Annotated in this window: 20 protein-coding genes; 8 read left to right on the top strand and 12 right to left on the bottom strand. The window is 60.6% G+C overall.

Annotated elements, in window-relative coordinates; genetic code table 11:
- Positions 1-45: 45 nt before the first annotated feature.
- The gene (locus tag LAC81_RS16570; protein WP_223725683.1) at positions 46-516 is read left to right on the top strand and encodes a MarR family winged helix-turn-helix transcriptional regulator; all 471 of its coding nucleotides are present in this window, start codon (positions 46-48) and stop codon (positions 514-516) included.
- 4 nt (positions 517-520) lie between these two features.
- On the opposite strand, the gene LAC81_RS16575 is transcribed toward LAC81_RS16570, so the two are convergent.
- A complete protein-coding gene (locus LAC81_RS16575; RefSeq protein WP_065375464.1) occupies positions 521-1000 on the bottom strand; it encodes an Lrp/AsnC family transcriptional regulator in 480 nt (159 codons plus the stop codon).
- A 131-nt stretch (positions 1001-1131) separates the two neighbouring features.
- Here LAC81_RS16575 and hppD point away from each other — a divergent pair, with 131 nt between their 5' ends.
- Positions 1132-2244: a 4-hydroxyphenylpyruvate dioxygenase gene (hppD, locus tag LAC81_RS16580; RefSeq protein ID WP_223725684.1), complete on the top strand. Its 1113-nt coding sequence runs from the start codon at positions 1132-1134 to the stop codon at positions 2242-2244.
- Between the two features lie 256 nt (positions 2245-2500).
- Here hppD and LAC81_RS16585 read toward each other — a convergent pair whose 3' ends face one another.
- The 8 genes from LAC81_RS16585 to LAC81_RS16620 all read right to left on the bottom strand — a co-directional run bounded on the left by LAC81_RS16585 (position 2501) and on the right by LAC81_RS16620 (position 11767).
- On the bottom strand, positions 2501-3460 hold the full coding sequence (locus LAC81_RS16585; protein WP_223725685.1) for a glycoside hydrolase family 26 protein: 960 nt from the start codon (positions 3458-3460) through the stop codon (positions 2501-2503).
- Between the two features lie 18 nt (positions 3461-3478).
- Complete coding sequence (locus LAC81_RS16590) at positions 3479-3994, bottom strand: DUF995 domain-containing protein (protein ID WP_223725686.1); 516 nt, start codon at positions 3992-3994, stop codon at positions 3479-3481.
- Between the two features lie 48 nt (positions 3995-4042).
- Positions 4043-6067 (bottom strand): glycosyltransferase family 2 protein, encoded by a 2025-nt coding sequence (locus LAC81_RS16595; protein WP_223725687.1) that lies wholly within the window; start codon positions 6065-6067, stop codon positions 4043-4045.
- Complete coding sequence (galE, locus tag LAC81_RS16600) at positions 6064-7047, bottom strand: UDP-glucose 4-epimerase GalE (protein WP_223725688.1); 984 nt, start codon at positions 7045-7047, stop codon at positions 6064-6066. The genes LAC81_RS16595 and galE overlap by 4 nt, the downstream gene beginning before the upstream one ends.
- Position 7048: 1 nt before the next feature.
- Complete coding sequence (locus tag LAC81_RS16605; protein WP_223725689.1) at positions 7049-8089, bottom strand: UDP-glucuronic acid decarboxylase family protein; 1041 nt, start codon at positions 8087-8089, stop codon at positions 7049-7051.
- 553 nt (positions 8090-8642) lie between these two features.
- Positions 8643-9443, bottom strand: coding sequence for a response regulator transcription factor (locus LAC81_RS16610; RefSeq protein ID WP_113535950.1), 801 nt, complete (start codon positions 9441-9443; stop codon positions 8643-8645).
- 993 nt (positions 9444-10436) lie between these two features.
- Positions 10437-10733: a DUF2218 domain-containing protein gene (locus LAC81_RS16615; protein WP_223725690.1), complete on the bottom strand. Its 297-nt coding sequence runs from the start codon at positions 10731-10733 to the stop codon at positions 10437-10439.
- Between the two features lie 107 nt (positions 10734-10840).
- The gene (locus LAC81_RS16620) at positions 10841-11767 is read right to left on the bottom strand and encodes a siderophore ABC transporter substrate-binding protein (RefSeq protein WP_223725691.1); all 927 of its coding nucleotides are present in this window, start codon (positions 11765-11767) and stop codon (positions 10841-10843) included.
- Between the two features lie 249 nt (positions 11768-12016).
- Between LAC81_RS16620 and LAC81_RS16625 the strand changes: the two genes are divergently transcribed.
- The 3 genes from LAC81_RS16625 to LAC81_RS16635 are packed head-to-tail and all read left to right on the top strand — an operon-like array spanning position 12017 to position 14674.
- Entirely contained in the window at positions 12017-12961 is a 945-nt protein-coding gene (locus LAC81_RS16625) for an ABC transporter permease (protein WP_223727844.1), read from the top strand.
- Entirely contained in the window at positions 12951-13919 is a 969-nt protein-coding gene (locus LAC81_RS16630) for an iron chelate uptake ABC transporter family permease subunit (protein WP_223725692.1), read from the top strand. The genes LAC81_RS16625 and LAC81_RS16630 overlap by 11 nt, the downstream gene beginning before the upstream one ends.
- Positions 13916-14674 carry an ABC transporter ATP-binding protein gene (locus tag LAC81_RS16635; RefSeq protein ID WP_223725693.1) on the top strand — a complete coding sequence of 253 codons (759 nt, stop codon included), beginning with the start codon at positions 13916-13918 and terminating at the stop codon, positions 14672-14674. Before LAC81_RS16630 ends, LAC81_RS16635 begins: the two co-directional genes overlap by 4 nt.
- 120 nt (positions 14675-14794) lie before the next feature.
- On the opposite strand, the gene LAC81_RS16640 is transcribed toward LAC81_RS16635, so the two are convergent.
- Together LAC81_RS16640 and LAC81_RS16645 are read right to left on the bottom strand one after the other, a co-directional pair.
- Positions 14795-17893, bottom strand: a complete 3099-nt coding sequence (locus tag LAC81_RS16640) for an efflux RND transporter permease subunit (protein ID WP_223725694.1) — start codon at positions 17891-17893, stop codon at positions 14795-14797.
- The gene (locus LAC81_RS16645; protein WP_223725695.1) at positions 17890-19053 is read right to left on the bottom strand and encodes an efflux RND transporter periplasmic adaptor subunit; all 1164 of its coding nucleotides are present in this window, start codon (positions 19051-19053) and stop codon (positions 17890-17892) included. Before LAC81_RS16645 ends, LAC81_RS16640 begins: the two co-directional genes overlap by 4 nt.
- Before the next feature lie 278 nt (positions 19054-19331).
- On the opposite strand from LAC81_RS16645, the gene LAC81_RS16650 reads away from it, so the two are divergent.
- The gene (locus tag LAC81_RS16650; protein ID WP_223725696.1) at positions 19332-19931 is read left to right on the top strand and encodes a TetR/AcrR family transcriptional regulator; all 600 of its coding nucleotides are present in this window, start codon (positions 19332-19334) and stop codon (positions 19929-19931) included.
- A 102-nt stretch (positions 19932-20033) separates the two neighbouring features.
- Here the strand turns inward: LAC81_RS16650 and LAC81_RS16655 are convergent, their stop codons facing one another.
- Positions 20034-21077, bottom strand: coding sequence for a class I SAM-dependent methyltransferase (locus tag LAC81_RS16655; RefSeq protein WP_223725697.1), 1044 nt, complete (start codon positions 21075-21077; stop codon positions 20034-20036).
- A 313-nt stretch (positions 21078-21390) separates the two neighbouring features.
- Between LAC81_RS16655 and LAC81_RS16660 the strand changes: the two genes are divergently transcribed.
- Both LAC81_RS16660 and LAC81_RS16665 read left to right on the top strand, forming a co-directional pair.
- Positions 21391-23388 carry a putative bifunctional diguanylate cyclase/phosphodiesterase gene (locus LAC81_RS16660; protein WP_223725698.1) on the top strand — a complete coding sequence of 666 codons (1998 nt, stop codon included), beginning with the start codon at positions 21391-21393 and terminating at the stop codon, positions 23386-23388.
- Positions 23389-23645: 257 nt separating this feature from the next.
- Positions 23646-25412, top strand: a complete 1767-nt coding sequence (locus LAC81_RS16665) for a hypothetical protein (RefSeq protein ID WP_223725699.1) — start codon at positions 23646-23648, stop codon at positions 25410-25412.
- Position 25413 lies beyond the last annotated feature (1 nt).

Raw genomic sequence — 25413 nt, forward strand, 5'->3', positions numbered from 1 at the left:
GTTGCAATCGTAACTATCGATTTTGTAACTATCAAGGACGCCAAAATGGCCGCCGATGGCTTCGAGCTCAATGCCTTCCTGCCCTATCGCCTGAACCGCGCGGCGGAATTTGTCGCATTGCGCTTTGCCGCCCAATACAAGGCGCGCTACCAGCTCACCCGCCCGGAATGGCGCACGCTCGCGGCCCTCGGCAGCACTGGTCGTCCGATGACGGCAACCGAAGTCGCGGGCCACTCGGCCATGCACAAGACCAAGGTCAGCCGCGCCGTCGCCGCGCTCGAAAAGCGCCGCTGGCTCACTCGCCGTGAAGACGAGGGCGACCGCCGCATAGAGCATCTTGAACTGACGAAGATGGGCATTCGGGCCTATGCCGAGCTAACCGAGCTTGCCGCCCGCTATCAGGCCGAGCTGGATATGCTGATCGGCCCAGCCGGCATGCGGGCGCTCGCCACTGGTCTGGAAGCGGTGGAAACGGCTATAGGTAAGGCTGAGAGCAACTCTGTCGCCGACGATTGACGCTTCAGCCCTTCATCCGCTCCGGGATCGGCACGCCCTCGAAACTCTTGAGGGTTTCGAGCACAATGGACGTCTTCACATGCTGCACGCTGTCGTGCGGCAGAAGCACGTCGTTGACGAAGCGCGAGAGCCCCGCGAGGTCAGGGGTCACCACGCGCAGGTGGTAGTCCATCTCGCCCGTCAGCGCATAGGCCTCCAGCACCTCCGGCAGACTGGAGACAAGCTTGCCGAACCGCTTGGCATTGTCGCGATTGTGGGTGGCGAGCGTCACTGAGATCACCACCATCAGATCGAGGCCGAGTTTCTGCCTGTCGATCTGCGCCTGATAGCCGGTGATGTAGCCTTCCGCTTCGAGCCGGGTGCGCCGCCGCGAGCATTGTGACGGCGAGAGCGCGATGCGTTCGGACAGTTCGTTGTTGGTCAGATGCCCGTCGCGCTGCAATTCGCTGAGGATCTTGAGATCGAACCCGTCAAGCTGCTCCATTCGTGCATCCTAATACGCAATATTGCATGTTTCGTGCACCATTCTGTCTAAACCGTGCAAGAATACAAGCATTGTGCATGAGAATTGCGTCATACTCCGGCTAAGTTTGGAAGAATAAGAGGAGACTTCCGATGGGCCCCTTCCCGCATGATGCCCCGCCGGCAACGATTACCGCTGATAACCCCGCCGGCACCGACGGATTCGAATTCGTCGAATTCGCCCATCCGGAACCGGAAAAGCTTGCCGAGCTCTTTACCCGCATGGGCTACAGCCCGGTCGCCAGGCACAAGACCAAGAACATCACGGTCTGGCGCCAGGGCGACATCAACTACATCCTGAATGCCGAGCCGGGCTCGCATGCCATGCGCTTCGTCGACGAGCACGGCCCCTGTGCCCCGTCGATGGCCTGGCGCGTCGTCGATGCCAAGCACGCCTTCGAGCATGCAGTCTCGAAGGGCGCGATCCCCTACGAAGGCAAGGACAAGTGTCTCGATGTCCCGGCGATCGTCGGCATCGGCGGTTCGCTGCTCTATTTCGTCGAGACTTACGGTGCCAAGGGCTCGGCCTATGAGGCCGAATTCGAGTGGACCGGGGAGCGCAATCCGAAGCCCGAGGGCGTCGGTTTCTATTATCTCGACCACCTGACCCATAACGTCTATCGCGGCAACATGGACAAGTGGTGGGCCTTCTACCGCGAACTCTTCAACTTCACGCAGATCCACTTCTTCGACATCGACGGTCGCATCACCGGCCTCGTCAGCCGGGCGATCACCTCGCCCTGCGGCAAGATCCGTATCCCCTTGAACGAATCCAAGGACGACACGAGCCAGATCGAGGAATATCTGCGCAAGTACAAGGGCGAAGGCATCCAGCACATCGCCGTCGGCACCGAAGGCATCTACGATGCCACCGACAAGCTGTCGGACAATGGTCTGAAGTTCATGCCAGGCCCGCCGGAAACCTATTACAACATGTCGCACGACCGCGTTCACGGCCATGACGAGCCGATCGAGCGGATGAAGAAGCACGGCATCCTCATCGACGGCGAAGGCGTGGTGAACGGCGGCATGACGAAGATCCTCTTGCAGATCTTCTCGAAGACCGTGATCGGCCCAATTTTCTTCGAATTCATCCAGCGCAAGGGTGACGAAGGCTTTGGCGAGGGTAACTTCCGCGCCCTGTTCGAATCGATCGAAGCCGATCAGATTCGCCGCGGCGAACTGGGGCCGCAGGCGGCAGAGTAAGCCGCTCCAAATACCGCGTTGCATCGAGCCTCTCGCCTCCCGGCGAGGGGCCTACCGGCGGCCATGGGGCCAGTGAACAATACGGTGCGGGCGTCTCAATCCCTCGGTGCCGGTGGTCGATGATCCTTTCCGATCCTCCGGCACGAGGCTGCGCCTGCCATCCCTGGACTGAATACAAGACAGGGATAAATATCCAATAGATCAAAATATTTGCGGTTCAGCGCGCCCGTGCCGGCGCGTGTCACCGTTCGCAATCTCAGTTCGTGACCTCGTTGACGACGCGCCAGTTCGGTCGACCGAGGTCATGCGGCCAATTGATCACGTCACGATCGTTGAAGTAGACGACTTCCGCCAGATTGGGGAACTGCGGATCCGGTTGCGTCGCTGCGTTCATCCATGGCTGCATGTAGGTTTCACTGCCTTGCCATCCGAGCTCGGCCACCCAGATCGGCTTCTTGTACTTGGCCACCAGATCGTAGCCGGGCTTCAGCGCCTCGGCGAAGGTCTTCGGCGCTCCGTATTCGATCTTGTCGAAAGCTTCGAACCCGAAGACCGACAACCCGACGAGATCGACATATTTGTCACCCGGATAATAGGCTTCGAGGTTCGGCAGTCCTTTCGGCGACCACATGATCTGCGCCTTCGGGGCCTTCTTGCGCACGATGTCCATCGCGTGCCTGTAGGCCTTGATCCAGTCCTGGGGCTCCCAGCCAGCCCAGGAGAAGCGGCCGGAGGTGTCTTCCATTTCCTGGCCCCAGCGCACGATGACCGGGCTCTTCAGTTCGGCGATCGCCTTGGCGATCGCTTCCATGTTGGGGTCATACTCGCCCCTGAGCATACGGTCGCGAAGCTGCGTTGGTGTCAGTTTCCAGTCGAGCGACCAGGACCAGGGCTCGATGGTGATCAGCAGATTGCGATTGCGCTGAAGGGCGTATTCGTCAGCGGTCTGCAAGGATGCGAGATCGACGTCCTCCCAGGGCAGGAACAGGGCTTCGGTCGTCACATCGCTTTGGGCGCCGAAATCCCCATGCGGATCGTAGGCGCCGAATTTCGTTCCGCCAGGGTGCATGACGGGACGTTTGTCGATCATCGTCTCGGTCTGCCCGGCATTGCCCGCAGGATTGGCTTGCTCCTGCGCCAATGCTGATACCAAGCTGCCGAAGTCCAGCTGTAGAGCTAGGGCAGTGCATAGGGCGAACGCCAATTTGCGTTTCATTTCATCCTCCTGCGGCGTCTATTTCTTGGCCAGGAACTGTTCCTTCAAATTCAACGCCTTTGCTGTGATGTCGTCCTGGGCGACGAGGCTGTAGTAGGCATCATTGGGCTTGGGCTTTGCATGCCTGAAGACATACCACTCGCCGTTTGGCACCTTTCGCTGATAGATCGTGTCGCCGATCCTGGCGTGGCCGAAGCAGGTCCGTGCGTCGCCGGCATTGGCCGCGGTCGTCCAGATGGCCTGCATGCACATCATGCCGAGGTCGCTGACGTACCAGTTGCCTTCGGCAAAGGACCGGTTGCCGTTGCCCTTGTCCACAAAGGCCACGAGCTTGCGGTCATGCGCGGTGAAGCGTGCCCCGCCGGTCGACCATTGCCAGGTCTTGTTGCGATAGAGGGAGTAGACCTCATAAGCGCTGAGCGGCGTCGGCTTGACTTCCATCTTCGCCTTGACCGGCTGGGCGCCCAGATAGACCGCAGCGGCTGCAAGCGGCAGCAACAGCGGAACAACCATGACTTTTATGGACCCTTTCATTGCCTTTCTCCTCACATTGGAGATTACAAACTCGACGGCGCGCCGCCGTCATGACGGCACGTAGTATCGGCTGACCTTCTTGGTGGTCCTCGTTTCCCCGACCCGCGTTTCCCCGACGCTCATCCGGCTTCCAATCGTTGCACTGATGCTCCTTCTCTCGACACTGTTTGGGGTGGTTCGTGATACGACAGGTTCGATCCGCGCCCCGCTCTCGGGCGGCTGCGAAAAGCCTTTCCACCGCAGATGGAAACGAACGATCCTGAGGTTCGTGCCATGCCCGGCGCCGGCAACCGTGTACTTCGCCTCGGTGAAGGTCACGAAACCCAGGCCATGCGACAGGGCCTCCGTTGCCTCGGCGCCGTGGCGCACGGCCGATTGGGCCGAGAGCACCGAGACCAGCACCAGAGAACCTGCCGTTATCGCCGTCATCGTCGAACGCGGCATGAGCGGCAGCCCGTTCTCGCGGGCGTGTCGAACATGGATCACCACCACGAGCCCGGCATAGATTAGGGCGTTGATCTCGGCAAAGACGTAGAAACCCCGCGCCGTTCCGGCATCGGAAACGAGCCAGACCGCGAGCGCCGACATCAGGGAAAGCACGAGATAGGGCGTCAGCACCCGAAGCGGCAGAGGAGCCGCCGCGCCGCCGCCCTTCGGCGTGATGCGAAAATCGACGAACGTGCGGGTCAGATGGTCGCGCACCGCTGCCAGGCAGCCGAGCAGCGACCACGGCCAGCGCGCGAACAGGAACAGGACTGTCTCCCAGCTCAGCACCCGCGCATCATGCGGCCGGAACGTACCGGTCGAACGCCAGAAATAGGCGAGCACGACCAGAACCAGCGACAGGGGCGCGAAATGCAGCAGAAAATCGGGATAATCGACCTCGACGAAGGCCCGCCCCATCAACAGCGCCGCGATCGGCATCAGGAACATCAACGCCATGAAGAACGAAAACAGCGGGTACCAGAACTGCGAAAACAGGAACTGGAACTGCAGCCGCGCCGGCAACTTCGGCACATAGGCCGGCGAGTACTTCAGCAGGATCGCGACGAGGCTGCGCGACCATTGGAACTCCTGAACCACAAGATCGGCAAAGTTCGCCGGTCCGTCGCCGTGGGCTATGGCGTTGTGGGCATGGACGCCACGCCAACCATGAGCGTTCATCATCAGCGTCGTCGAATGATCTTCGGCGAGTTCCGGCCCCAATCCGCCGATCTGCTTCAAGGCCTTTGTGCGCACGGCGTAGTGCGACCCGATGCAGAGCGGCGCCCAGCCGTTGTTGTATCCGACCTGCAGGGAGCCGTGCAGGCTCGCCTCCGCATAAAGCCGCCCACGCGCCGCCCAGCTGGTTGGGGCGTTTGCGTCGCATATGCTCGGCGCCGAGACATAGCCGACCGACGGGTCGTTGAAAGGGCGCAGCACCTCGACGAGGTAGCTGGCTTCGGGCACGTGATCGGCGTCGAACTGCGCCACGAACTCGTAGCGGTCATAGCCATAGTGATCGTAGAAATAGGCAAGGTTTCCCTCCTTGCAGCGCGTGCGGCGCGGCCAGGCAGCGCGATGATAGTCAGCGATACCCTTTCGCGTGGAGATGAAGACCCCGTGGGCCGCACACCAGGAAGCCGTCTCCGGCGACGGATCCTCATCCGCCAACCAGACATCGAAGTCACAGCCGGTCTGGTCCAGCATCGCCTGCAACGTCTTGCGCAACACGGCAAATGGCTCGGAAGGCGCCTTGGTGACAACCATCGCGATCCGTCCGCGTGGCACCGGGCCCGTACTTGCTGTGGCAACCTTCGCGCCCGAAAAGATCGCGATGAAATAGACCGGCAGCAGGGTGATCCACCCGACAACGACGGTAATCAGCCCATAGGACGGCCAGTCCATGACATGGGCCGGATCGAGCCACCACCACCAGAAGTACGCGAAGGCGGCGAACCACGCCGTGACGCCCAGCATGTTCAGGATCTGCAAACGCCCGGAGAACAGCGCCGTCAGACGCGGCCGGACATGCCGCGCACCCGCGAGATCGACATAGTGCCGAAATCCATGGATTGTGGCCGTCCAGCTCATCGCCGCACCTCCAGCCCGAAACCCGGCGCCGCCGTGCGGATGATGGTTTCGATATCCGACAACGTAGGTCGGAAGCCCAGCCGTTGCCGCGCCCGACTGCTATCGGCATAGAGCACCGGCGGATCACCGGGACGACGCGGCAACAGCCGCACCGGAACCCGTCGCCCGGTGACCCGATCGATGGCTTCCAGAACCTGCCGGATCGAGGTCCCGTGCCCGGAGCCGAGATTGGCGCGCAGCACCTCGCCGCCATCACGCAGATAGTCGACGGCGGCGACATGGGCGTCGGCGAGATCGGTCACGTGAATGTAGTCGCGGATGCAGGTTCCATCCGGCGTCGCATAGTCGTCACCGAAGATATCGAGTCTTTCGATCTCGCCGGCCGCCGCCATCAGGGCACGCGGAATGAGATGCGTTTCCGGATCATGCCGCTCCCTGAGTTGTCCTTCCGGATCGGCGCCCGCGGCGTTGAAGTAGCGCAACGCGACGGAGCGGAAATCATAGGCACGCGCATAGTCGCCGAGCATCAGCTCGATCATCAGCTTCGTGCGCCCATAGGGGTTGATCGGAAACTGATCCGTATCCTCGGTGATCGGAAGCCGCTGCGGCACGCCATAGGTGGCGCAGGAGCTGGAAAATACGATGCGCCTCAGCCCGGTCGCGCGGCAGGCTTCGAGCAGCGTGATGCTGCCTGCGACGTTGTTGCGGTAGTACTTTCCCGGGTCTTCGACGGATTCCCCGACATAGGCGGAAGCCGCAAAGTGGATCACACATTCGGGACGGTGCGTTCGGATCGCCGTTGCCAGCCGCTCCGTATCCTCAAGGTCCCCTTCGACGAGGGGACCCCAGCGCACGCTGTCCCGATGTCCCGTCGACAGGTTGTCATAGACGACGGGAGCGAAGCCCTTCTGGGCAAGGCGCTTGCAGGTGTGGCTTCCTATAAAGCCGGCACCGCCGGTGACGAGCACGACGCGGGACATCTCATACGGCCTCTCCCGCCGTTGCGCGTTCGGCCGCGCTGAGGCGCTCCTCGAAATAAGCGATGGTGCGTTCGAGCCCGTCACGCAGCACCACCTTCGGCTCCCAGGCGAGCTCGGTCCGCGCGTGCGAGATATCGGGACGGCGCTGACGAGGGTCGTCGACGGCCGCCGCCTGGTGGACGATGCGCGAGCGCGAACCGGTCAGAGACCGTACCACTTCCGCCAGATCGAGAACGGTGAACTCCCCGGGATTGCCGAGGTTGATCGGCCCGATGCAGTCATCGGCCGAGACCGAAAGCCGGAGAAAGCCGTCGATCAGGTCGTTGACATAGCAGAAGGACCGGGTCTGCTGCCCGTCGCCATAGATCGTCAGATCCCGACCGAGAAGGGCCTGGACGACGAAGTTGGAGATCACCCGGCCATCGTCCGGGCGCATGCGCGGACCGTAGGTATTGAAGATGCGCGCAACCTTGATCCTGACCCGATAGGAACGGTGATAATCGAAGAACAGGGTTTCGGCCGACCGTTTTCCCTCGTCGTAGCAGGCACGCGGACCTATCGGATTGACGTTGCCGAAATAGACCTCGCGCTGCGGGCTGAGGAGCGGATCGCCGTAGACTTCCGAAGTCGAGGACTGGATGACGGTGGCGCCGGTGGCGCGCGCATTTTCGAGTGCATGCAGCGCGCCAAGGACGTTCGTCATGAGAGTGCCGACCGGATCGGCCTGATAGTCGGGCGGTGATGCGGGGGAAGCAAAGTTGAAGATGACGTCGGCGTCGATCAGGTAGGGTTTGCGAACGTCATGGTCGACGATGTGGAAATGCGGATTCTGCACCAAATGAGAGAGATTTTCATGCCGTCCCGTTGAAAAATTGTCGAGACAAATAACAGTATGACCTAGAGAAAGAAGTCTTTCGCAAATATGAGAACCGAGAAAACCGCCTCCGCCTGTTACTAGTATTCTTCTTGGTATTCCTGCAATCTTCTTTAGAAACTCCCGCTGCCCGACGACAGACAACGGCCCCGGAGAGACCTTTCGCATGCGCACCTCCAATTATTGTACACACCATTCCTCATGGTGATTGGAGACGGGCTGCCTATCGAAAATATAATAAGGAATTTGTTCTTTATTACAAATTCACGCACAACCCGACATAAAAAGAAATCTACAATTCGTCCACATATCTACTTATCTTCACTTTCAATATTAGCTAACTATCAAATAACTAATCGAACGTCAACTAAAACAACAAGGAATGATACAATATAATCTGAAATAGGAATGAATAATTATGGAAGATAACTACGGGTAGCTACATTTATGCTAAAGTCCATAATCATTTAATTCTCTATTAACCATAATATAATTACAAATGATTATAAACTCATGATGAGACTTACCGCTGCCAGGGGAGAGTTAGACGGTCGCGCGATGCCGGTCGAGGATTTTCGCCATGGCGACCACACGTCGCCACAAACCAGGTCATGGGATACCCGGCGCGTCCTCATGCGCAGACGAACGCCAACGTCTGCGCTCTCGACCGCGTCGAGGCACAGAAAAGGAAAAAGGGCTCACTTGGCAGATGCCGCCGAACTTAGTTCTTCCAGCGCGACGAAAGTGTGTCGCTACCCCGTTCGGCCGCTGCATCATTGGTGAAGTAACGCGATGCCGCCTCCGTCCGGTTGCGGACGTTCATCTTCTTGTAAATGTTGCGCACGTGAACCTTGACGGTGTTTTCCGACAAGCCAAGACGATCGGCGATGATCTTGTTTTGCGTTCCCTTGCAGATCAGGTCGAGAATCTGAACCTCGCGGGTCGTCAATCCATCAGGCCCGGCATCGCGCTTGCGCCGGCCCGAGCCTGCGGCCGCGCCCGGCCCGGACAGCTCGCCCCGACGGCCATAGAGGCTGTTTGCGCCGAAGGGCTCTGGCGAAAGCCGCCGCAGCAAGGCGGCCGGGAAGTGCTCGCCTCCCTTCATCAGCAAATCGATGGCTGCGAGGCAGACGTCCAGGTTCAGGTTCAACGGCAGAACCCCGTGGATCAAGCGCTCTTCGACGAAGCCGGCAATTGACGGATCGAGTTCATCGGCATTCTCCACCACCAGACCGATCGAGGTCTTGGGGTGAAACTCATGAATGGTTCGCAGGATTGCTGGAAAGGACTTGGCCGGCATCCGATAGAGCATGATCAACGTCACATCGACGAGACTGCCGTCCAACAGATTGTCCGGATCGGAAAAGCAGACGATGTCGTGCCCTTGAAACCGTGAACCGACGGCCTGCATCAGGCACTCGGCAAACAGATCGATCTTGGCGAGCATGACGATCTTTTTCTTTTGCGACAAAGCCTTGTTGTTTTCTTCAAAATCACCAACGCTGGAGCTTCCAGGATACATTACGCCCTCCTAGGATTTTTCCATTTGTTTTTATGGGTGCTGCGGTTTTCCGCGGCGCACCATACTTTCAGAAAATTTATTCGGAACCACTATGCATCACGACGTCTTCCCGCCCCAGGAAAATTCGCGATAGCTAATGTAACGTAAAGATCTTCAATACGAAACAACCCAAAAGGATTAGAGGCACTTCATGGGCCTTCTTAAATCGTTATAAATCGAACCATCTTTGGGTTACACTGCGATCGGGCCGCTTATCGGAGCGCGAAAAGCAGCATCAAGGCGGCAGCAATCGTTGTTCCGTCGCCTTTGGCGACCCATCCATTTCCGCGACAGACAGCCCTGCCGTTGTGAAAAATGGATTAGCGGCTCAGGTATTCCCGCCGCAGGCTACCCATTTCTCAAGACTGATATACCTAAAAATACTTCCTTCGGGCTACCGAACTTCGTCTCGGGTGATGCCGACCGACCGGTCGCACGAAAAAAGAGGGAACACAACCGCCCTCCTGGCGCTTGCAGCTGCGCCGGCATGCGCGGATTTTCACGCCAGAACAACGGCTTGGGGCCGCGGATTACGCCGTAAACGGTCAATAATTACAAACCACTAACCAGAATTGGTATCTTCCGCATGTCAACATTCGGAGTCACATTGGCATTTCGTTCCTGAGTATGAACGAAAGCAGCCGGGTTCCGGAGGACTTTTGCTCCGCCATTCCCTTTTAGCCCGGCGCGTGGCGTACGTGTAAACCTGAGTAAACACAAAGAATACATTGATCGATTGCGGATTTCGATCCGTCAAGAAATTTTAAAAAAGCGTAAAATTCGAAATGTATTTTAAAGAAAGCAATACAAATCAGGTTAAAATATTGAATATTCTTAAGAACGGAGCCAACCCCAGTAAAATACCGTAAGATCTAAGGGTATTTGGTGTTGGCTCCTTTTTAATCAAAACCACAGTCTCAGCGCCCTCGAAAGGGCCGTTCCCCCAAACCCTCTTCAGTCTTCGCTCTCACTCCAGACGAGTGCCTTCCGTTCTTCCCGAAAAGCGAAACGGACGATGTGACTTTCGACGATGTCCTTGCCACGCCGCAACGCCTCGGCATCCGGAGCCTCAACGACGAAGCACCGTCGGTCTCCATACGCGACCATCCGCGCCGGTGCTCCGCCCGGCATGGCCGCCACGGCGTCCGTCTCCGTGTACTCGACCGCTACCTTGTGCGCGAAATGTTTCGACATCCGCTGGAGGTATCGGGACGCCCGCTCCGTGGTGAAGCCGCTGGGCGCTTTCGGCATGATCTGCTCCTGTCCTGTCTCTCCAAAAATGAAACGGCCGCGAACGATATTTTCCCGGCCGTTCCGATCCACGCGTACCAGGCGAGCACTATCGCCCGAAACCGTGCTTACTTTTCAAGCGCCTGGGTGAGCTGGTCGACGATGTCCTGCTGCGACTTCAGGCCCGACGCCGTCAGATAGAGCTTGGCGGAGTCGAGATAGACCACATGGCCGTCCTTCCAGGCCTTGGTCTGGCGAACCAGTTCGTTGTCGAGCAGCGCCGCTGCCGGCTGCGCCTGCTGGCCGATCGCCGCATCGCGGTCAACGACGAAGATCCAGTCGGGGTTGGTCTCGAGGATGTACTCGTAGGAAACCGCCTGACCATGGGTGGCCACCTGCAGCTCCGGATCGGCCGGCTTGATGCCGAAGACATCATGCAGCACGCCGAAACGCGATCCCTTGCCATAGGCACTGATCTTGCCACCAGTCGTAAGCAGGATCAGTCCGGTGCCCTTCTCTGCCGCGATGCCGCGGAGCTTTTCGATCGAGGCGTCGAGCTTGTCGACGCCGGCCTTGATTTCCGCTTCCTTGCCGAAGATCTGCCCAAGGATCTCGGCATTCTTCTTGACGCTGCCGATGAGATCCTTGTCGTCAGAGGTCAGATCGATCGTCGGCGCGATCTTGGCGACTTCGGCATATTTTGCCTGCGAACGGCCCCCGACGATCGCTAGGTCCGCCTCAGCAGCGTTGATGGCTTCGTAGTCGGGCTCAAAAAGCGTGCCGATCTTCGGATAGCTATCCGCCTTGTATTTTTCGAGCGACGGCGGGATTGCCGAGCCAGGAACGCCGGCAACGGGAATGCCGAGCATATCCAGCGTCTCCAGCATGCCGAAGTCATAAACCAGCACCGTCTTCGGGCTTTTCTCCACGACGGTGACGCCGCTGCTGTGCTCGATCTTCAGCGTCTCGGCCAGGGCGGTCGACCCGCCGGCAATCGCCAGTGTTGCCGCGACGGCGAGGCTGCGCAGACCATTAGAAAACGGAGATATATTCATGACTATTTTCCTCATCTTTTATCGGCCGTCGTAGCGCGATTTTCCGATGAGAGCAATGCACAGGTTCCGCGTGCCGAAGATGTCGCAGAAAACTTGACGAAGCTAATCATATATAAGAGTAAGACGGGCCGTTCGCGAAGTGCCACGACGCGGTGGCAAGGTTGAGCCCTTCGGGGGAGACGAGCGCAAACGGGCAAGGGGCATGCACACGGTGGTGAAGACGAACGACAGGCAGAGCGGACCCGAATGATGAAAGCGGTCCTGATCGCCATCCCCGTAATCCTCCTGCTTGCCGTCGCCAGCATCTTCACGGGCGTCGGCAGTCTCGCCGCAGCAGACGAGGGACGCGGCTGGTTCCTGGTAATCGAAAGCCGCCTGCCGCGCACGCTCGCGCTGATGCTTGCCGGCGCTGGCCTCGCGGTTTCCGGCACGATCATGCAGATGCTGGCGCGAAACCGTTTCGTCGAGCCGTCGACGGCGGGCACCGCCGAGTCCGCCGCGCTCGGCATGCTGCTTGCCATGCTCATCGCCCCCAACTTGCCGGTCGCCGGCAAGATGGTTTTCGCGGCGCTGACGGCACTTGCCGGGACCGCCCTGTTCCTGCAGATCCTGCGCCGCATTCCCCTGCGTTCCGCGCTGATGGTGCCGCTCATCGGTCTCATGCTCGGTGGCGTCGTCAACGCCATTACCACCTTCATCGCCTATCGCTACGACCTGATGCAGTCGATGGGCGCCTGGATGTCGGGTGACTTCTCGGTGGTGCTGCGTGGTCGCTACGAGTTGTTGTGGATCGGTTTCGCGCTCACCCTCGTCGCCTATGCGACCGCCGCACGCTTCACCGTCATCGGCATGGGCGAAACGATCGCCCGCAATGTCGGCCTCAACTACGACAAGGTCGTAACGCTCGGGCTCGCCATCGTCTCCATGGTCACGGCAACGGTCGTCGCCACCGTCGGCATGATCCCGTTCCTCGGCCTCGTGGTCCCCAACATCGTCAGCCTCATCATGGGTGACAATCTCAGGCGCACGCTGCCTGTCGTCGCCATCTCCGGCGCCGGCCTGGTGCTCGCCTGCGACATCGTCGGGCGGCTCGTGATCGCGCCCTACGAAATCCCCGTGGGAACGGTCATGGGCGTCATCGGCAGCCTGATCTTTCTCCATCTCCTGCTTTCGAGGCGATCCCATGCAGGCTGATGCCAGAAGGCTATCTCCGTCCACCGTCCTGATTGCGTCTGCCGTGCTTGCCCTCGTTTCGATGGTCGCTTTCATGACCATCGGTGCCAAGGGGAACTGGTCCTTCCTGATCTCCTTCCGCGGCACGAAACTGCTCGGCATGGTGCTGGTCGCCTACGCGATCGCGGTCTCGACGGTGCTGTTCCAGACGATCTCGGGCAACCGCATCCTGACACCATCGATCATCGGCTTCGATGCCATGTACATCCTGCTGCAGACGATCATGGTGTTTTTCCTGGGCGCTGCGGGCGCCAGCACCGTCGATCCGCGGCTGCAGTTCCTCGTCGACACGGCCGTCATGGTCGGCCTCTCGCTTCTGTTGTTTCGGGCGCTCTTTTCCGGCGCAAGCCGCAGCCTGCATCTTCTGATGCTGGTCGGCGTCATCCTGGGCGGCCTGTTCCGCAGTCTTTCGTCTTTCCTGCAGCGCATCCTCGATCCCAATGAGTTCGTGGTGCTGCAGGACAGGCTGTTTGCGAGCTTCAACAGCATCGATGCCAATCTGCTCGGCATTGCCGCCGCGGCAACCCTCGCCGTGACCTTCGTTCTGTGGCGGCTTTCGCCGACCTTCGACGTGCTCGCCCTCGGGCGCGAAGCATCCATCGGCCTCGGCGTCGACCATCAGCGCGTCGTCACTCTTCTGCTGGTGCTGATAGCTGTTCTGGTGTCGGTCTCCACCGCGCTGGTCGGACCGGTGACCTTCTTCGGCCTGCTGGTCGCAAGCCTCGCCTGGCAGCTGACGCCGACCGCCAGCCACCGCTTCGTCCTGCCGGTCGCCATCTGCATCGCGATTGCCACGCTCGTCGGTGGTCAGGTCATCCTCGAGCGGCTGTTTTCCTTCAACACGGCGCTCAGCATCGTCATCGAATTCTTCGGTGGCCTTGTCTTCATCTTCCTGCTTGTCCGAGGCTCCGCCCGATGATCGAAATCCAAGAGGTGACGAAATCCTACGGCGGCAACGCGGTCGTCGACCGGGTGTCGCTGACCCTGCCGACCGGCGGCCTGACGTCGATCATCGGCCCGAACGGCGCCGGCAAGTCGACACTGCTATCAATCGTCAGCCGGCTGATGCCGATGGATACGGGCAAGGTGCTGATCGACGGTCTCGACGTCAGCCGCACAGCCGGCGACGTGCTGGCCCGGCGGCTCTCGATCATGCGCCAGGACAACCACATCACCGCCCGCCTCAGCGTACGCGATCTCGTCGCCTTCGGCCGCTATCCCTATTCCAAGGGGCGGCTGACCGCTGCCGATGCCGAACATATCGAGCGCTCGATCGCCTATCTCGGGCTCGAGCCCTGCCGGAATCGCTTTCTCGACGAACTCTCCGGCGGCCAGCGCCAGCGCGCCTTCATCGCCATGGTGCTCTGCCAGGACACCGACTACATGCTGTTCGACGAGCCGCTGAACAATCTCGACATCAAGCATGCGGTCGAGACGATGAAGCTGTTGCGGCGCCTCGCCGACGACTTCGACAAGACCGTGGTCGTCGTGCTGCACGATATCAACTTCGCCTCGGCCTATTCCGACCGCATCGTCGCAATGCAGTCCGGCCGCCTCGCCTTCGAGGGACCGCCGCAAGACATGATCGTGCCGGCCCGCCTGCGGGAAATCTTCGACGTCGACTGCCGCGTTCACGCCGTCGGCGAAACGCGCCTCGTGAACTATTTCGATTGAAGGGCCATGCGTCCAGGAGATTGCACAATGCATGCTCTGGCCGAACCACACAAAGCGCGCTGCACGGAGAGCCCCGACAGCGCGCTTTGACCGTGATCGTAGCTGGCACAAGACGATACGCTAGCCGGCGGTCGCTCCTGCGCCCTCCTTGGCGATCCGGGCCGCATCCGCCGCATGATCCTCGTCAGTCACCGAAGAGAACCGCTTCAGCCAGCGACCCATTCTCGTGTTGATGTCATCCATCACGGTAAACATCACAGGCACGAAGACGAGGCTTAATGCCGTCGAGGTGATGAGCCCGCCGATTACGGCGATTGCCATCGGTGCCCGGAAGGCGGCACCTGCGCCGACACCGATGACTGCCGGAACCATGCCCGCCACCATGGCGATGGTCGTCATGATGATCGGTCGGGCGCGGGTGACGCCCGCCGTCAGCAGGGCCGTGCGCCGGTCGGCGCCCTCGTTGCGGCACTCGATCGCATGGTCGACGAGCAGGATCGAGTTCTTGCAGACGATCCCCATCAGCATCAGGATCCCGATCATCGACGAAAGGTCGAGAGCCGCACCGAACAGGATCAAAGCCAGCGCCGCCCCGCCGATCGACAGCGGCAAGGCAACCAGGATGGTAACCGGCTGCAGGAAGTCCTTGAACAGGAGAACCAGAACCGCCGCGACCATCAGGATGCCGGCAAGCAGTGCCAAGGCGAAGTTGCGGAACATCTCTGACATGTATTCCGCGTCGCCATAATTGGCCTGCGATACGCCTGCGGGCAGTTCGGTCATGGCCGGAAGCGCCGAGATCGCCTCGAAGGCCGTGCCGAGAGTCATACCGTTGAGGTTGGCCTCGACAGCGATCAGACGCTTGCGATCGAGGCGTTCGACGCTGCTTTCCTCCGCGCCGAAGGAAACATCAGCAACCGAGGTCAACGGTACCACCGTGCCGGCATTTGTACCGACCCTCAGATTGCGCAGCGTGTCGACGTCGCCTCTGGCCGCCTGGTCGAGCATGACGCGGATCGGCACCTGGCGATTGCCGAGATTGAAGCGCGCCGAGTTGCTCTCGCTATCTCCCATCGTCGCGATGCGGGCGACGGTACCGATCGACGTCACCGATACGCCGAGCCTCGCCGCCTCGTCGAACCGCGGCTTGACCAGAAGCTCAGGAGAAAGCAGCGGCTCGGTCGACTGGACGCTGACCAGTCCCGGAAGCACGCGCATCTCCTTCTCAAGGCGCCGCACCGAAGCCATCAGCGCCTCCGGATCGTCACTCGTCAAGTAGATGGAAAGGTCCTTGGCTCCCTGCTCCGACGAGAACGTCGCCTGGATATCGGGCGTTGCCGCCAGCAGCGGACGGAGTGACATTTCGAAGGACTTGCGATCGAGTGCGCGTTCCTTTCGCGGTTTGAGCTTGATGCGAAGCGACACCTCGTTGAGATCATCCGCCGTCGCCAGGACGTTCTCGACCTCCGGCCGCGCCTTGAGCTTGGCAACCAGATCATCGGAAATGCGTGCCGTCTCTTCGAGCCTCGTGCCGGGCGGCAGAGTGATCTTGAGCTGCGAAACATTGCTGTCGTTCGTCGGCAGGAAGCCTGTCGGCAGCATGGTCAGAAGCGCGATCGAGCCGATGAAGATCAGCGCGACCATTGAGAGCGCGGTCTTGCGATGATCGAGCGTCCAGCCGAGCATGCGCCGATAGGCCTCGGCGATCCGCGACGGCTTGCCGGAATGGCCGTGGTGGGCTCGCGGCTGCAGGAGATAGGCCGCCATCAGCGGCGTCAGCAGGCGAGCAACCAGCAACGAGAACAGCACGGCAATCGCAACCGTCAGGCCGAATTGCTTGAAGTATTGCCCGACGGCGCCGCCGATGAAGCTGACCGGCGCAAAGACGGCAACGATCGTCAGCGTCGTTGCGACGATTGCGAGACCGATCGCATCCGCCGCATCGATCGCCGCGAGAAACGGACGCTTGCCCATGTCCACGTGCCGCTCGATGTTCTCGATCTCGACGATCGCGTCATCGACGAGAATGCCGATAACGAGCGTTAGTGCCAGAAGACTGATGCCGTTGAGCGTGAAACCGAGCAGGTCCATCACCGCGAAGGTCGGCAGGATGGAGAGCGGCATGGCAAGCGCGGAGATCAGCGTCGCTCGCCAGTTGCGCAGAAAGGCGAAAACGACGACGACGGTCAGCAACGCCCCTTCAATCAGCGCGGTGACGGCCGCATCGTAGCTTTCCTGGGTGTATTCGACGAGCGAGATCAGCTCCGTCATTTCGACGCCGGGCGTGCGCGCCTGGATTTCCTTCAACCGCTTGATGACGGCCTCGGCGACGACGGTGTCGCTCGCCCCCTTGCTCCGCGAAACCGAGAAGCTCACGACGGGCTCACCATCGAAACGGGCGAAGTTGCGCGGCTCGGAGGATGTGTCCTCGATCGTCGCGATATCGGAAAGCTGCAGCCAGCGGCCGCTGGAAAGCGGGATCGAGAGCCGCGAGAGCTCCTCTACCGAGCCGGCACTGCCGACCGTACGGATCGATTGCTCGCGCCCGCCGATTTCGCCACGGCCACTCGGGATGTTGGTGTTGATTTCCCTGAGCGCCGTGTTGACCTGGTCCGCCGTTATGCCGAGCGCCAACAGCCGTTCGGGATTGAGCGAAACCCGGACTTCGCGGTTGACGCCACCGAGGCGCTGCACCTTCTGTACGCCCGGCAGCGTCAGCAGCTCGCTGGTGATCGTATCGTCGACGAACCAGGACAACTCCACTTCCGACATGTGGGGTGCCCGCACCGCGTAATAGACGATGGCGCTGCCGTCGACGTCGAGGCGCGAGACGATCGGTTCCTGGATGGATTGCGGCAGGTCGGCGCGGATTTGGGCCACGGCCTCGCGCACGTCGTTTGCGGCCCGGTCGGGATCGGTCCCGATCTTGAATTCGACCGTGGTCGTCGACACGCCATTGGTGATGGTCGAGCGGATGTGGCTGACCCCGACGAGGCCGGCAGCCACTCCTTCGACGCGGCGCGTCACCTGCGTTTCCATTTCGGCGGGCTGGGCGCTCGGCTGCGTGATCGTTACCGTCACGACCGGGAAAGACACGCTTGGATTGGCATTGACCGGCAGCCGCAGGAACGAGGCGATACCCATCAATGTGAGAACAACGAAGAGAACGATCGTCGGAACGGGCTTTCGGATCGCCCAGGCAGAAATGTTGCTGGTCATTGCTGCTTACCCGTCTGCGTCGGCTGAACATCCTTCACGAGGACCGCTTCGCCTTCGCGCAGGGACACGCCGGCCTTGAGAACGACCCGGTCGCCGGCCGCAAGCCCGGAGACGATCTCGACCTTGCCACCCTGACGCATGCCCGGTTGAACCGTCTTGCGCGTCACTTTGCCGGCATCAACCACGAAGACCGAAACCTTGCCGTCGGGAGCCCCGTAAAGCAGCGCGGAATCATCGACCATGATCGCCTTGCGCTCGGCCACGACGATCTCCGCCCGGCCGAACGTGCCGGCAAAGGGGGGCTTGCCTGTGTTCAACGTGACCTGAGCGGTCCCGAGTCGAGTTTCGCGGTCGATCTTCGGATTGATCACCCGTACCTTCCCCTCGATCCAGTCACTGCGGCCGGAGAGCTTGACCTTGACCACCTGATCGACTGCGAGGAGCGGCAGTTCCGTTTCCGGCACTTCTGCCGCAAACTCGATCTCGCCGTCGCGGATCAGCTTGACGAGCGGGTCCGCGCCCGCTAGCGCGCCGGCGCGGGCGAGCCGCTCGGAGACGACGCCGGCGGCAGGAGCCACGATCACCGCGCGTTCGAGCTTGCGGCGTGCCTCGGCCTCGAGTGCTTCCGCCTGCTCGTAGTCGGCCCGTGCGACCTTCACCGCCTGCTCGGCGATCGCGAGTGCGGAGACACGCTCTTCGAGGATGGTTTCGGCCTGAAGGTGGCGCAATTGCCGGGCTCGGGCGAGCTTCCTCTGCTCCTGCGTCACGGTTTCCGCTTCGCGCGCCATCGTGGCGCCGGCGCGGGCAACCCGGCCTTCCGCCTCCCGCAGAAGGTTTTCCAGCATGTCGGTCTCCAGCCTGGCAATCACCTGTCCGGCAGCGACCCGGTCCCCGATCTCGACTTCGACTTTGGCGATGCGCTGGTCGGTCAAGGTCGTGCCGACCGCAATCTCCTCGCGAGCGACGAAGATGCCGGCGAAGGATCGCGTCCACGCCTGCGGGCGGCTATCGGCGACGAGCGTCGACACGGTACGGCCGATTGCTGCACTCTCGACGGGAACGGACGCAGCCGCCTCCCCGGAGGCGCTCGCCACACCACCCGTCATGGCGAGCGTGAAGAGCGCAGCAAGGATGGCTTTCAACTCAACGGTACGTCTCATTTCATTGGCTTTCCATTGGTAAGGCCAGTCGGATCGGAAACACGGGCGCTCCAAGCTGCCGGCCTCGAGATCGGACAAACTGCGGCGAATAATTATTAGATCAGTCAATCTAATAATCTTGACGCATCAAACGCGACAATTGTAAGGCAGATTACATACTATCATTGCGGGAGAATGGCGGAGTTCCTGTCGGCAAACGACCTTGACACCGGAGCACCACCCCATGAAATTAGAGTGCTCGGTCTAATAATAGGAATACCTGGCAAGGAGAACTGGCGATGCGCAAGGTCGACCCCGAGAAACACGCCGCCAAACGTCGATTGATCCTCGATGCTGCAATCAGCTGTTTTGCGCGCAAGGGCTTCCACGGCACGTCGACTGCCGAAATCTGTGCCGAGGCAGGCATGAGCCCGGGCAATCTCTTCCATTACTTTCCGACCAAGCACACCATTATCGCGGCGATCGTGGAGGAGGAACGTCAAGAAACGGCGGAGATTTTCCGAAAATTGGGTGAAGCCGAAGACCTCTTCGCCGCCCTGCTCGGTTTCATGGACAGCGTTCTCGAGCTTGCAGGCGATCCGACCTATTCGAGCATAGCGCTCGAAATCGCGGCGGAAGCGATGCGTGACGAGCGGATCGGCACGCTTGCTGCCGCGAACGACGCAGAACTTCAGAAAGCCCTGTCAGCCCTGCTTCGGGGCGCAGCGGATCGAAACCAGGTCGATCGGATTGTGGATGCCGACCGTGCCGCCCGATGGATCGCCGCAATCATCGACGGCATTTTCAGCCGGGTCGCTGTCGACCCCGGCTTCAAGCCGAAGGACGAAGGCGCAATGCTGAGGCTTCTACTGACACGGTTTCTCCGCCTGCAGAACTGACGCCTTGCGAACGGATTGACGGCAGCGGGTACGCCTCGCCGCGCTTGACGATTTCAAGCTCCGCCGGCCTGGTGCCGGCGGAAGACTAATCCGGAAGCAGTATCAGGAGCGCTTCTGGATGATGCCGTAGACGATGTTGCGGTTGGCACCGAACTGGACGCGCGCATCGATGGCGGCCTTGCCCGCGCTCTTGTGGATAATGTTCCACATATCCGCCTCCGAACGCAAAAGCAGCGCCCAGTTCATGAAGGTCTCCATGTAGCCGTCGACGCCGATATCCTGGGCGAAGTTGGCGAACAGGAAGACGCCGTTCGGCTTCAGCATCTGCAGGCAGCGATGCGTCAGCTTGATGGCCACCTTGTCGGCAAGATAGTCGTAGAGGCCGGCGGCATAGATGAAGTCGAATTTGCCGAGTTTCTGGTCGCGGCCAAGCAGGCTGCGGACGGAGCCGTCGACGGCTTCGATGCAGGTGCCAGCGAAATCGCGGCTGATCGAACCGACGCTGAGCGGATCCTGATCGAGCGCCACCCAACGCTTGATCCGGCGCTCCTGAAGCGCCACCGAACGATTGGCTTCGCGCAGATGACCGGCGGCAATCGTCAGAATTTCAGCCTGGGAACCGCGGCTGGCGGCGATCTCGTCGACGTGCCGGGTCAGAAGGTCGCGACGCTCGCGTACCGCGACCGAGGAGGACGCGTCCCTGGTGTAGTCGTAAAGCGCTCGTCCGACCGGCGATGCCCGCTCGATCTCCTTGGCGACGCTCGCATGGCCGTAGATGAAGTCGAGCAACTGCGCGTCGCCCGAGTATCCCCGGGGCTTTTCGGAGGACCACCGGGTGAACGGGTCCTGGAGGAAGTACTCCGCCACCGGATGTGCCTGCGCGATCGGTATCAGTTCCTGCCAAACGTTCGGGTGGAACTTGGCCCTCGTTTCATGAAGGGCGGCTGCAAGCCGATCGATAATCTTCGCCGGGTCAGTCCCTTGCAGAAATTGCTCCTGAGCAATCCTGAGAATCACTGCGAGCTCGGCCCTGCCGAGCGAGAGTTGTTCGTCGTGCCGCTCGCCCCTGGGCGAAACGAACTCATCGGCCATCGCCTTGGGAGTAATCAGGCTTTGACCGTCGAAAACCGTTTGAAATTGGCGCACGCGAGACCATCCGTTAATGCTTTGTTAACAATGCTGGCGAAGATGCGCGCATTACGGGCCGGTTTGCAAGTTTTTGTATATAATAAGGTAAATTCTCGTGCTTCCTCCCTTTGGGTTATGTCTAATCCTAGGCGTTCCGGCCCTTTAATTTAACAAAACTTAATGGACACATCCTATCATCCCACCCCGCGCCACCCGCCCCTGTTGCAGGTTTAACGCGAGCGGCAAGTATGGAGTGTCCGAAACAACGTCCATTGATGGAAAAGCGACGACCGATTTCCGTTGACCGTGACGCAACTCGATGGATCAGTGCATGAAGCACACGTTGGCCGACGTAGTTGACATCGACCTGCACAAGCAGCCGCACCGGCCGCATTTGGCTGAGCTTCAGACGCTCTATCGAATGGAGGGCGAGGCCGGCCGCCGTGCGGCGACCAGGCAGGGCCTGTGGGTCGCGGTTGCCGTCTATCTGTCGTTTTGCGCGATCGACGTTCTGCTGGTCCCAGATGTCGCGTTCTATACGATTGTCGCGCGCCTCTTCGTCGGCATCGGCTCGCTACTGACCTTTGAGATCCTGTATCGCATAAAGGCCCGAACCAAGTGGCTCGACGGCACGTGTGCCGGCGCGCTGGTCTTTGGCTATATCGGCTGGCTCGTCCCTGCGATGATGACGGCTGACACCAGCAGCATGTCCTATTACATGATCTTCGGCGCCATCTTCATGATGGGCGCCAATCTCTTCTTCAGTTTCCGGTTCCGCCTCTCGGTCTTCGCCTCCGGGATCGTCCTGACGACGTTCTTCATCGCCCTGTCCTTCTTCTCCGAGCACGATCCTTCCTATCTGATCGCGTTTGGAACCTTCTACGTTTCCTGTTTCATCTTCACCTCCTACGTAAACTGGAAGCTCAACCGCGAGCGCTACAAGGTTTTCCTGAACGCCTTCGAGGCGAAGATCCAGCAGAACGAAGCGTCGGAACGCGGCATGGCGCTCCTGCGGCTATCCAACACCGATCCTCTGACCGGCCTGGACAATCGCCGCGCCATCGACCAGCAGCTGCGTGACTATTGGAACGATTGGCAGAAGCTCGGGAAGAACTTCTCCGCCATGCTGATCGACGTTGATTTCTTCAAGAAATACAACGACTGCTACGGCCATCAGGAAGGCGATCGCTGCCTGGTTTTGGTGGCCAATGCGCTCGGCGAGGCAATCAAGGACTACAACGGCTCGATTGGCCGCTACGGCGGCGAGGAATTCATCATTCTTGCCCGCCTGGATACCCTGGAGCAGGCAGCCGAACTGGCGGAAGTGATCTGCCGTACCGTCGAAAACATGCGGCTGGTGCATGAGCAGCGCCGCGACGGTGTTTCCATCGTGACCGTCAGCGTCGGCGCCGCCTTCACCCGCAACCAGACCGGCGCCAAACTCGAGAAGATCATCCACGAGGCGGATCGCGCGCTCTATGCCGCCAAGGCGAGCGGTCGCAACTGTGCAAAGCTGTTCGACCCGAACGACCCGCAAAGCAGCGACGAGAGCGAAAACATCGCCGCGCTTTTGAAGATCGCGGTCGACCAGAACCTTGTGTCGCTCGTCTACCAGCCGATCAGAAACGTGATGACCGGCGAGGTCGAGGCTGTCGAAGCCCTGATGCGCCTGACAATGCTGGACGGCACGTCGGTTCCGCCGAGCCTTTTCATTCCGGTTGCCGAGCGGACCGGCGCGATTCTCGACCTCGGCCGCTGGGCGATCAAGACCGTCTGCTGCGAGCTCCTCATCGACAACCATATTCCACTCGTCAGCGTCAACGTATCGCCGATCCAGCTGAAGACCCCGGGGTTTGCAACCTCGGTCGCCGCGATCCTCGGAGAGACCGGGGTGGCCGGCAGCCGACTTGCCTTCGAGATCACCGAAGGGCTCGAAATGGAGATGCATTCGGGTATCCTGCGCTGTATCAGCGACCTGGAAACGCTGGGCATCAGGATCTGGCTGGATGACTTCGGCACAGGCTTTGCCGGCCTTTCCTGGCTGCGCCTGATCGATTTCGATACGGTGAAGGTCGACCGGTCGTTCCTGCACGATTGCAGCTCGCCAAAGGGTCGCGCCATGTTGCAGGACATTATCGGGCTGGTGCGCAACCGCGGCCACAAGATCCTGATCGAAGGCGTCGAGACCGACGAACAGCTGGCGCTGATGCGACGTTTCCGGATCGACCAGGTCCAGGGCTTCCACGTCGGTCGGCCCGCGCCGGCAGAAGCTTTCCGCACACCGACGGACAAGCCGCGCATTCCGCTGCGAAACGGCGCACGATCCTAACAGGGATCGTGCGTGCCTGACCCTCAATCTCGGCCGCAATACCTTCAAGCAGTCCTACGGCAGCGGGAACGCTCTTTTGAGGTCAATGTGCCCGAAATCCGGGATACCCTGCTGTCCGCTCACGTTGAACCCGGCCGAAGCACAACTTTAGCAAAGCCCGCTAATACATATTGCGCTTTGCCCGGGTAGAGACGTAGGATACGGGAACTTACAGTGCCGCCGGATACAATCTCAAATTGTGACCCATGGGAGCGTGCATGGCCATGGAAAGTCGGCAGGACAGCCGGATCGAACCGGCAACTGCCCCACCCACCGACGCGGAAATTCTGGTGCAACTTGATCGAATTCGCCAAAGTGCCGAGTTCGACGCTCCGGAACGTGACCGTAAGTTCCTCACCTATGTCATCGAGGAAGCACTTGCCGGCCGAGGAGACCGAATAAAGGCCTACTCGATTGCGACCGAGGTCTTCGGTCGGGATTCTTCTTTCGATCCGCAGACGGATCCGGCAGTGCGGATCGAGGCAGGCCGCATTCGCCGGGCGCTCGAACGCTACTACCTCGTTGCCGGGCGGACCGATCCGATTATCATCAGCATACCCAAGGGCGCCTACGTGCCCACCTTCGAGCGCCGCGTTGATGTCTGGCTTCCGCCAGGCAAGGACGTGCCCCCAAGCGCCGGACGCAATCCGTCGGCTCTCCGTGCCCGGCGAGGAGCCTGGCTTGCCGCGGCAGCCGTTCTCGCCATCGGTAGCGGTCTGGGAGCGGCTGCACTCCTTCTTCCCAAAACGGAGACGGCCATCGTCCACACGCGGCCGACGATCCCGAAGATCGTCGTCACCCCCTTTGAAGATCTGTCGGGGACGTCCCAATCGGCGATGATGACCCGCGGACTGACGGACGAGGTCGTCGGCAATATTGCCAAATTCAAGGAACTCATCGTCGTCACGCAGGAGGGCCCTGACGGTTCGCCGCAAGGCGGGCCAATTTTTGCCCTGGAGGGCCGGGTGCGGTTCGACGGCGAGAGACTCCGGCTCGTCGCCAGACTCATCCAGCGATCCGATGGATCCGTCGTATGGGCGAATACCTATGACGAGCAGCTGGAAGCCGGCAAAACCATCGAACTGCAGGTGAAGGCTGCAGCCGCGGTGGCCGGTGCCGTGGCGCAGCCCTATGGCGCGATTTTCCAGGCAAATGCCACGGCGTTCAAACAGTCGGTTCCCGATGACTGGCAAGCCTATGCCTGCACCCTGAGCTACTACGGTCATCGTGGCGACGTCGGCGCGCAGAGCCGTGCTGGCGTGCAGGCCTGTCTGCAACAGGCGACCCAACAGACACCGACCTATGCGACGGCCTGGGCACTACTGTCGATGGCCTATATCGACGCCTTCCAGGATCGCCTCGACCATTCCACCCCGGCTACGCTGGAGCGGGCAGCCGACGCGGCAGCCCGTGCCGTGGAACTGGATCCCCAGGACGTGCGCGCTCTCGAGGCGAGGATGCTTGCCCTGTTCTTCCGCGGTGATGTCGATGCCGCTCTGGCCGTTGGCGCGCGCGCGCTTGCGATCAATCCCAACGACGCTGAATTTGCCGGCGAATACGGGTTCCGGCTGGCACTATCGGGCCAATGGGACTCCGGCTGCAAACTTCTATCGGAAAGCGTCGCCCGCAACTCCGGTCCCGCAAGCTATTTCGAGGCGGCACTCTCGGTCTGCTCCTACTTCGGTAGTGACTATGTCTCCGCCGAGCGATGGGCGCGCATGGCCGATCTGCGCACCCATGCATTCTCCCGGATCATGCTTCTGGCAACGCTCGGCAAGCTCGGCAAAGGCGCCCAAGCGCAGGAAGAGAGGAAGTGGATCGAAACCAACCTGCCGGGCCTGCTCGAAGCTATCCCTCAGGAGGTCACTCTGAGGCTGCGCCGTGCACAGGATCGCCAACAGCTTCTTGATGGCTTGCGCAAGGCGGGCGTCCCGATTCCCGAAACCGAATTCGAGCAGGCGCGCACCGATAGCTCGATCCACTGAC

The organism is Ensifer adhaerens (assembly GCF_020035535.1).
In the GTDB taxonomy this organism is placed as follows: domain Bacteria; phylum Pseudomonadota; class Alphaproteobacteria; order Rhizobiales; family Rhizobiaceae; genus Ensifer.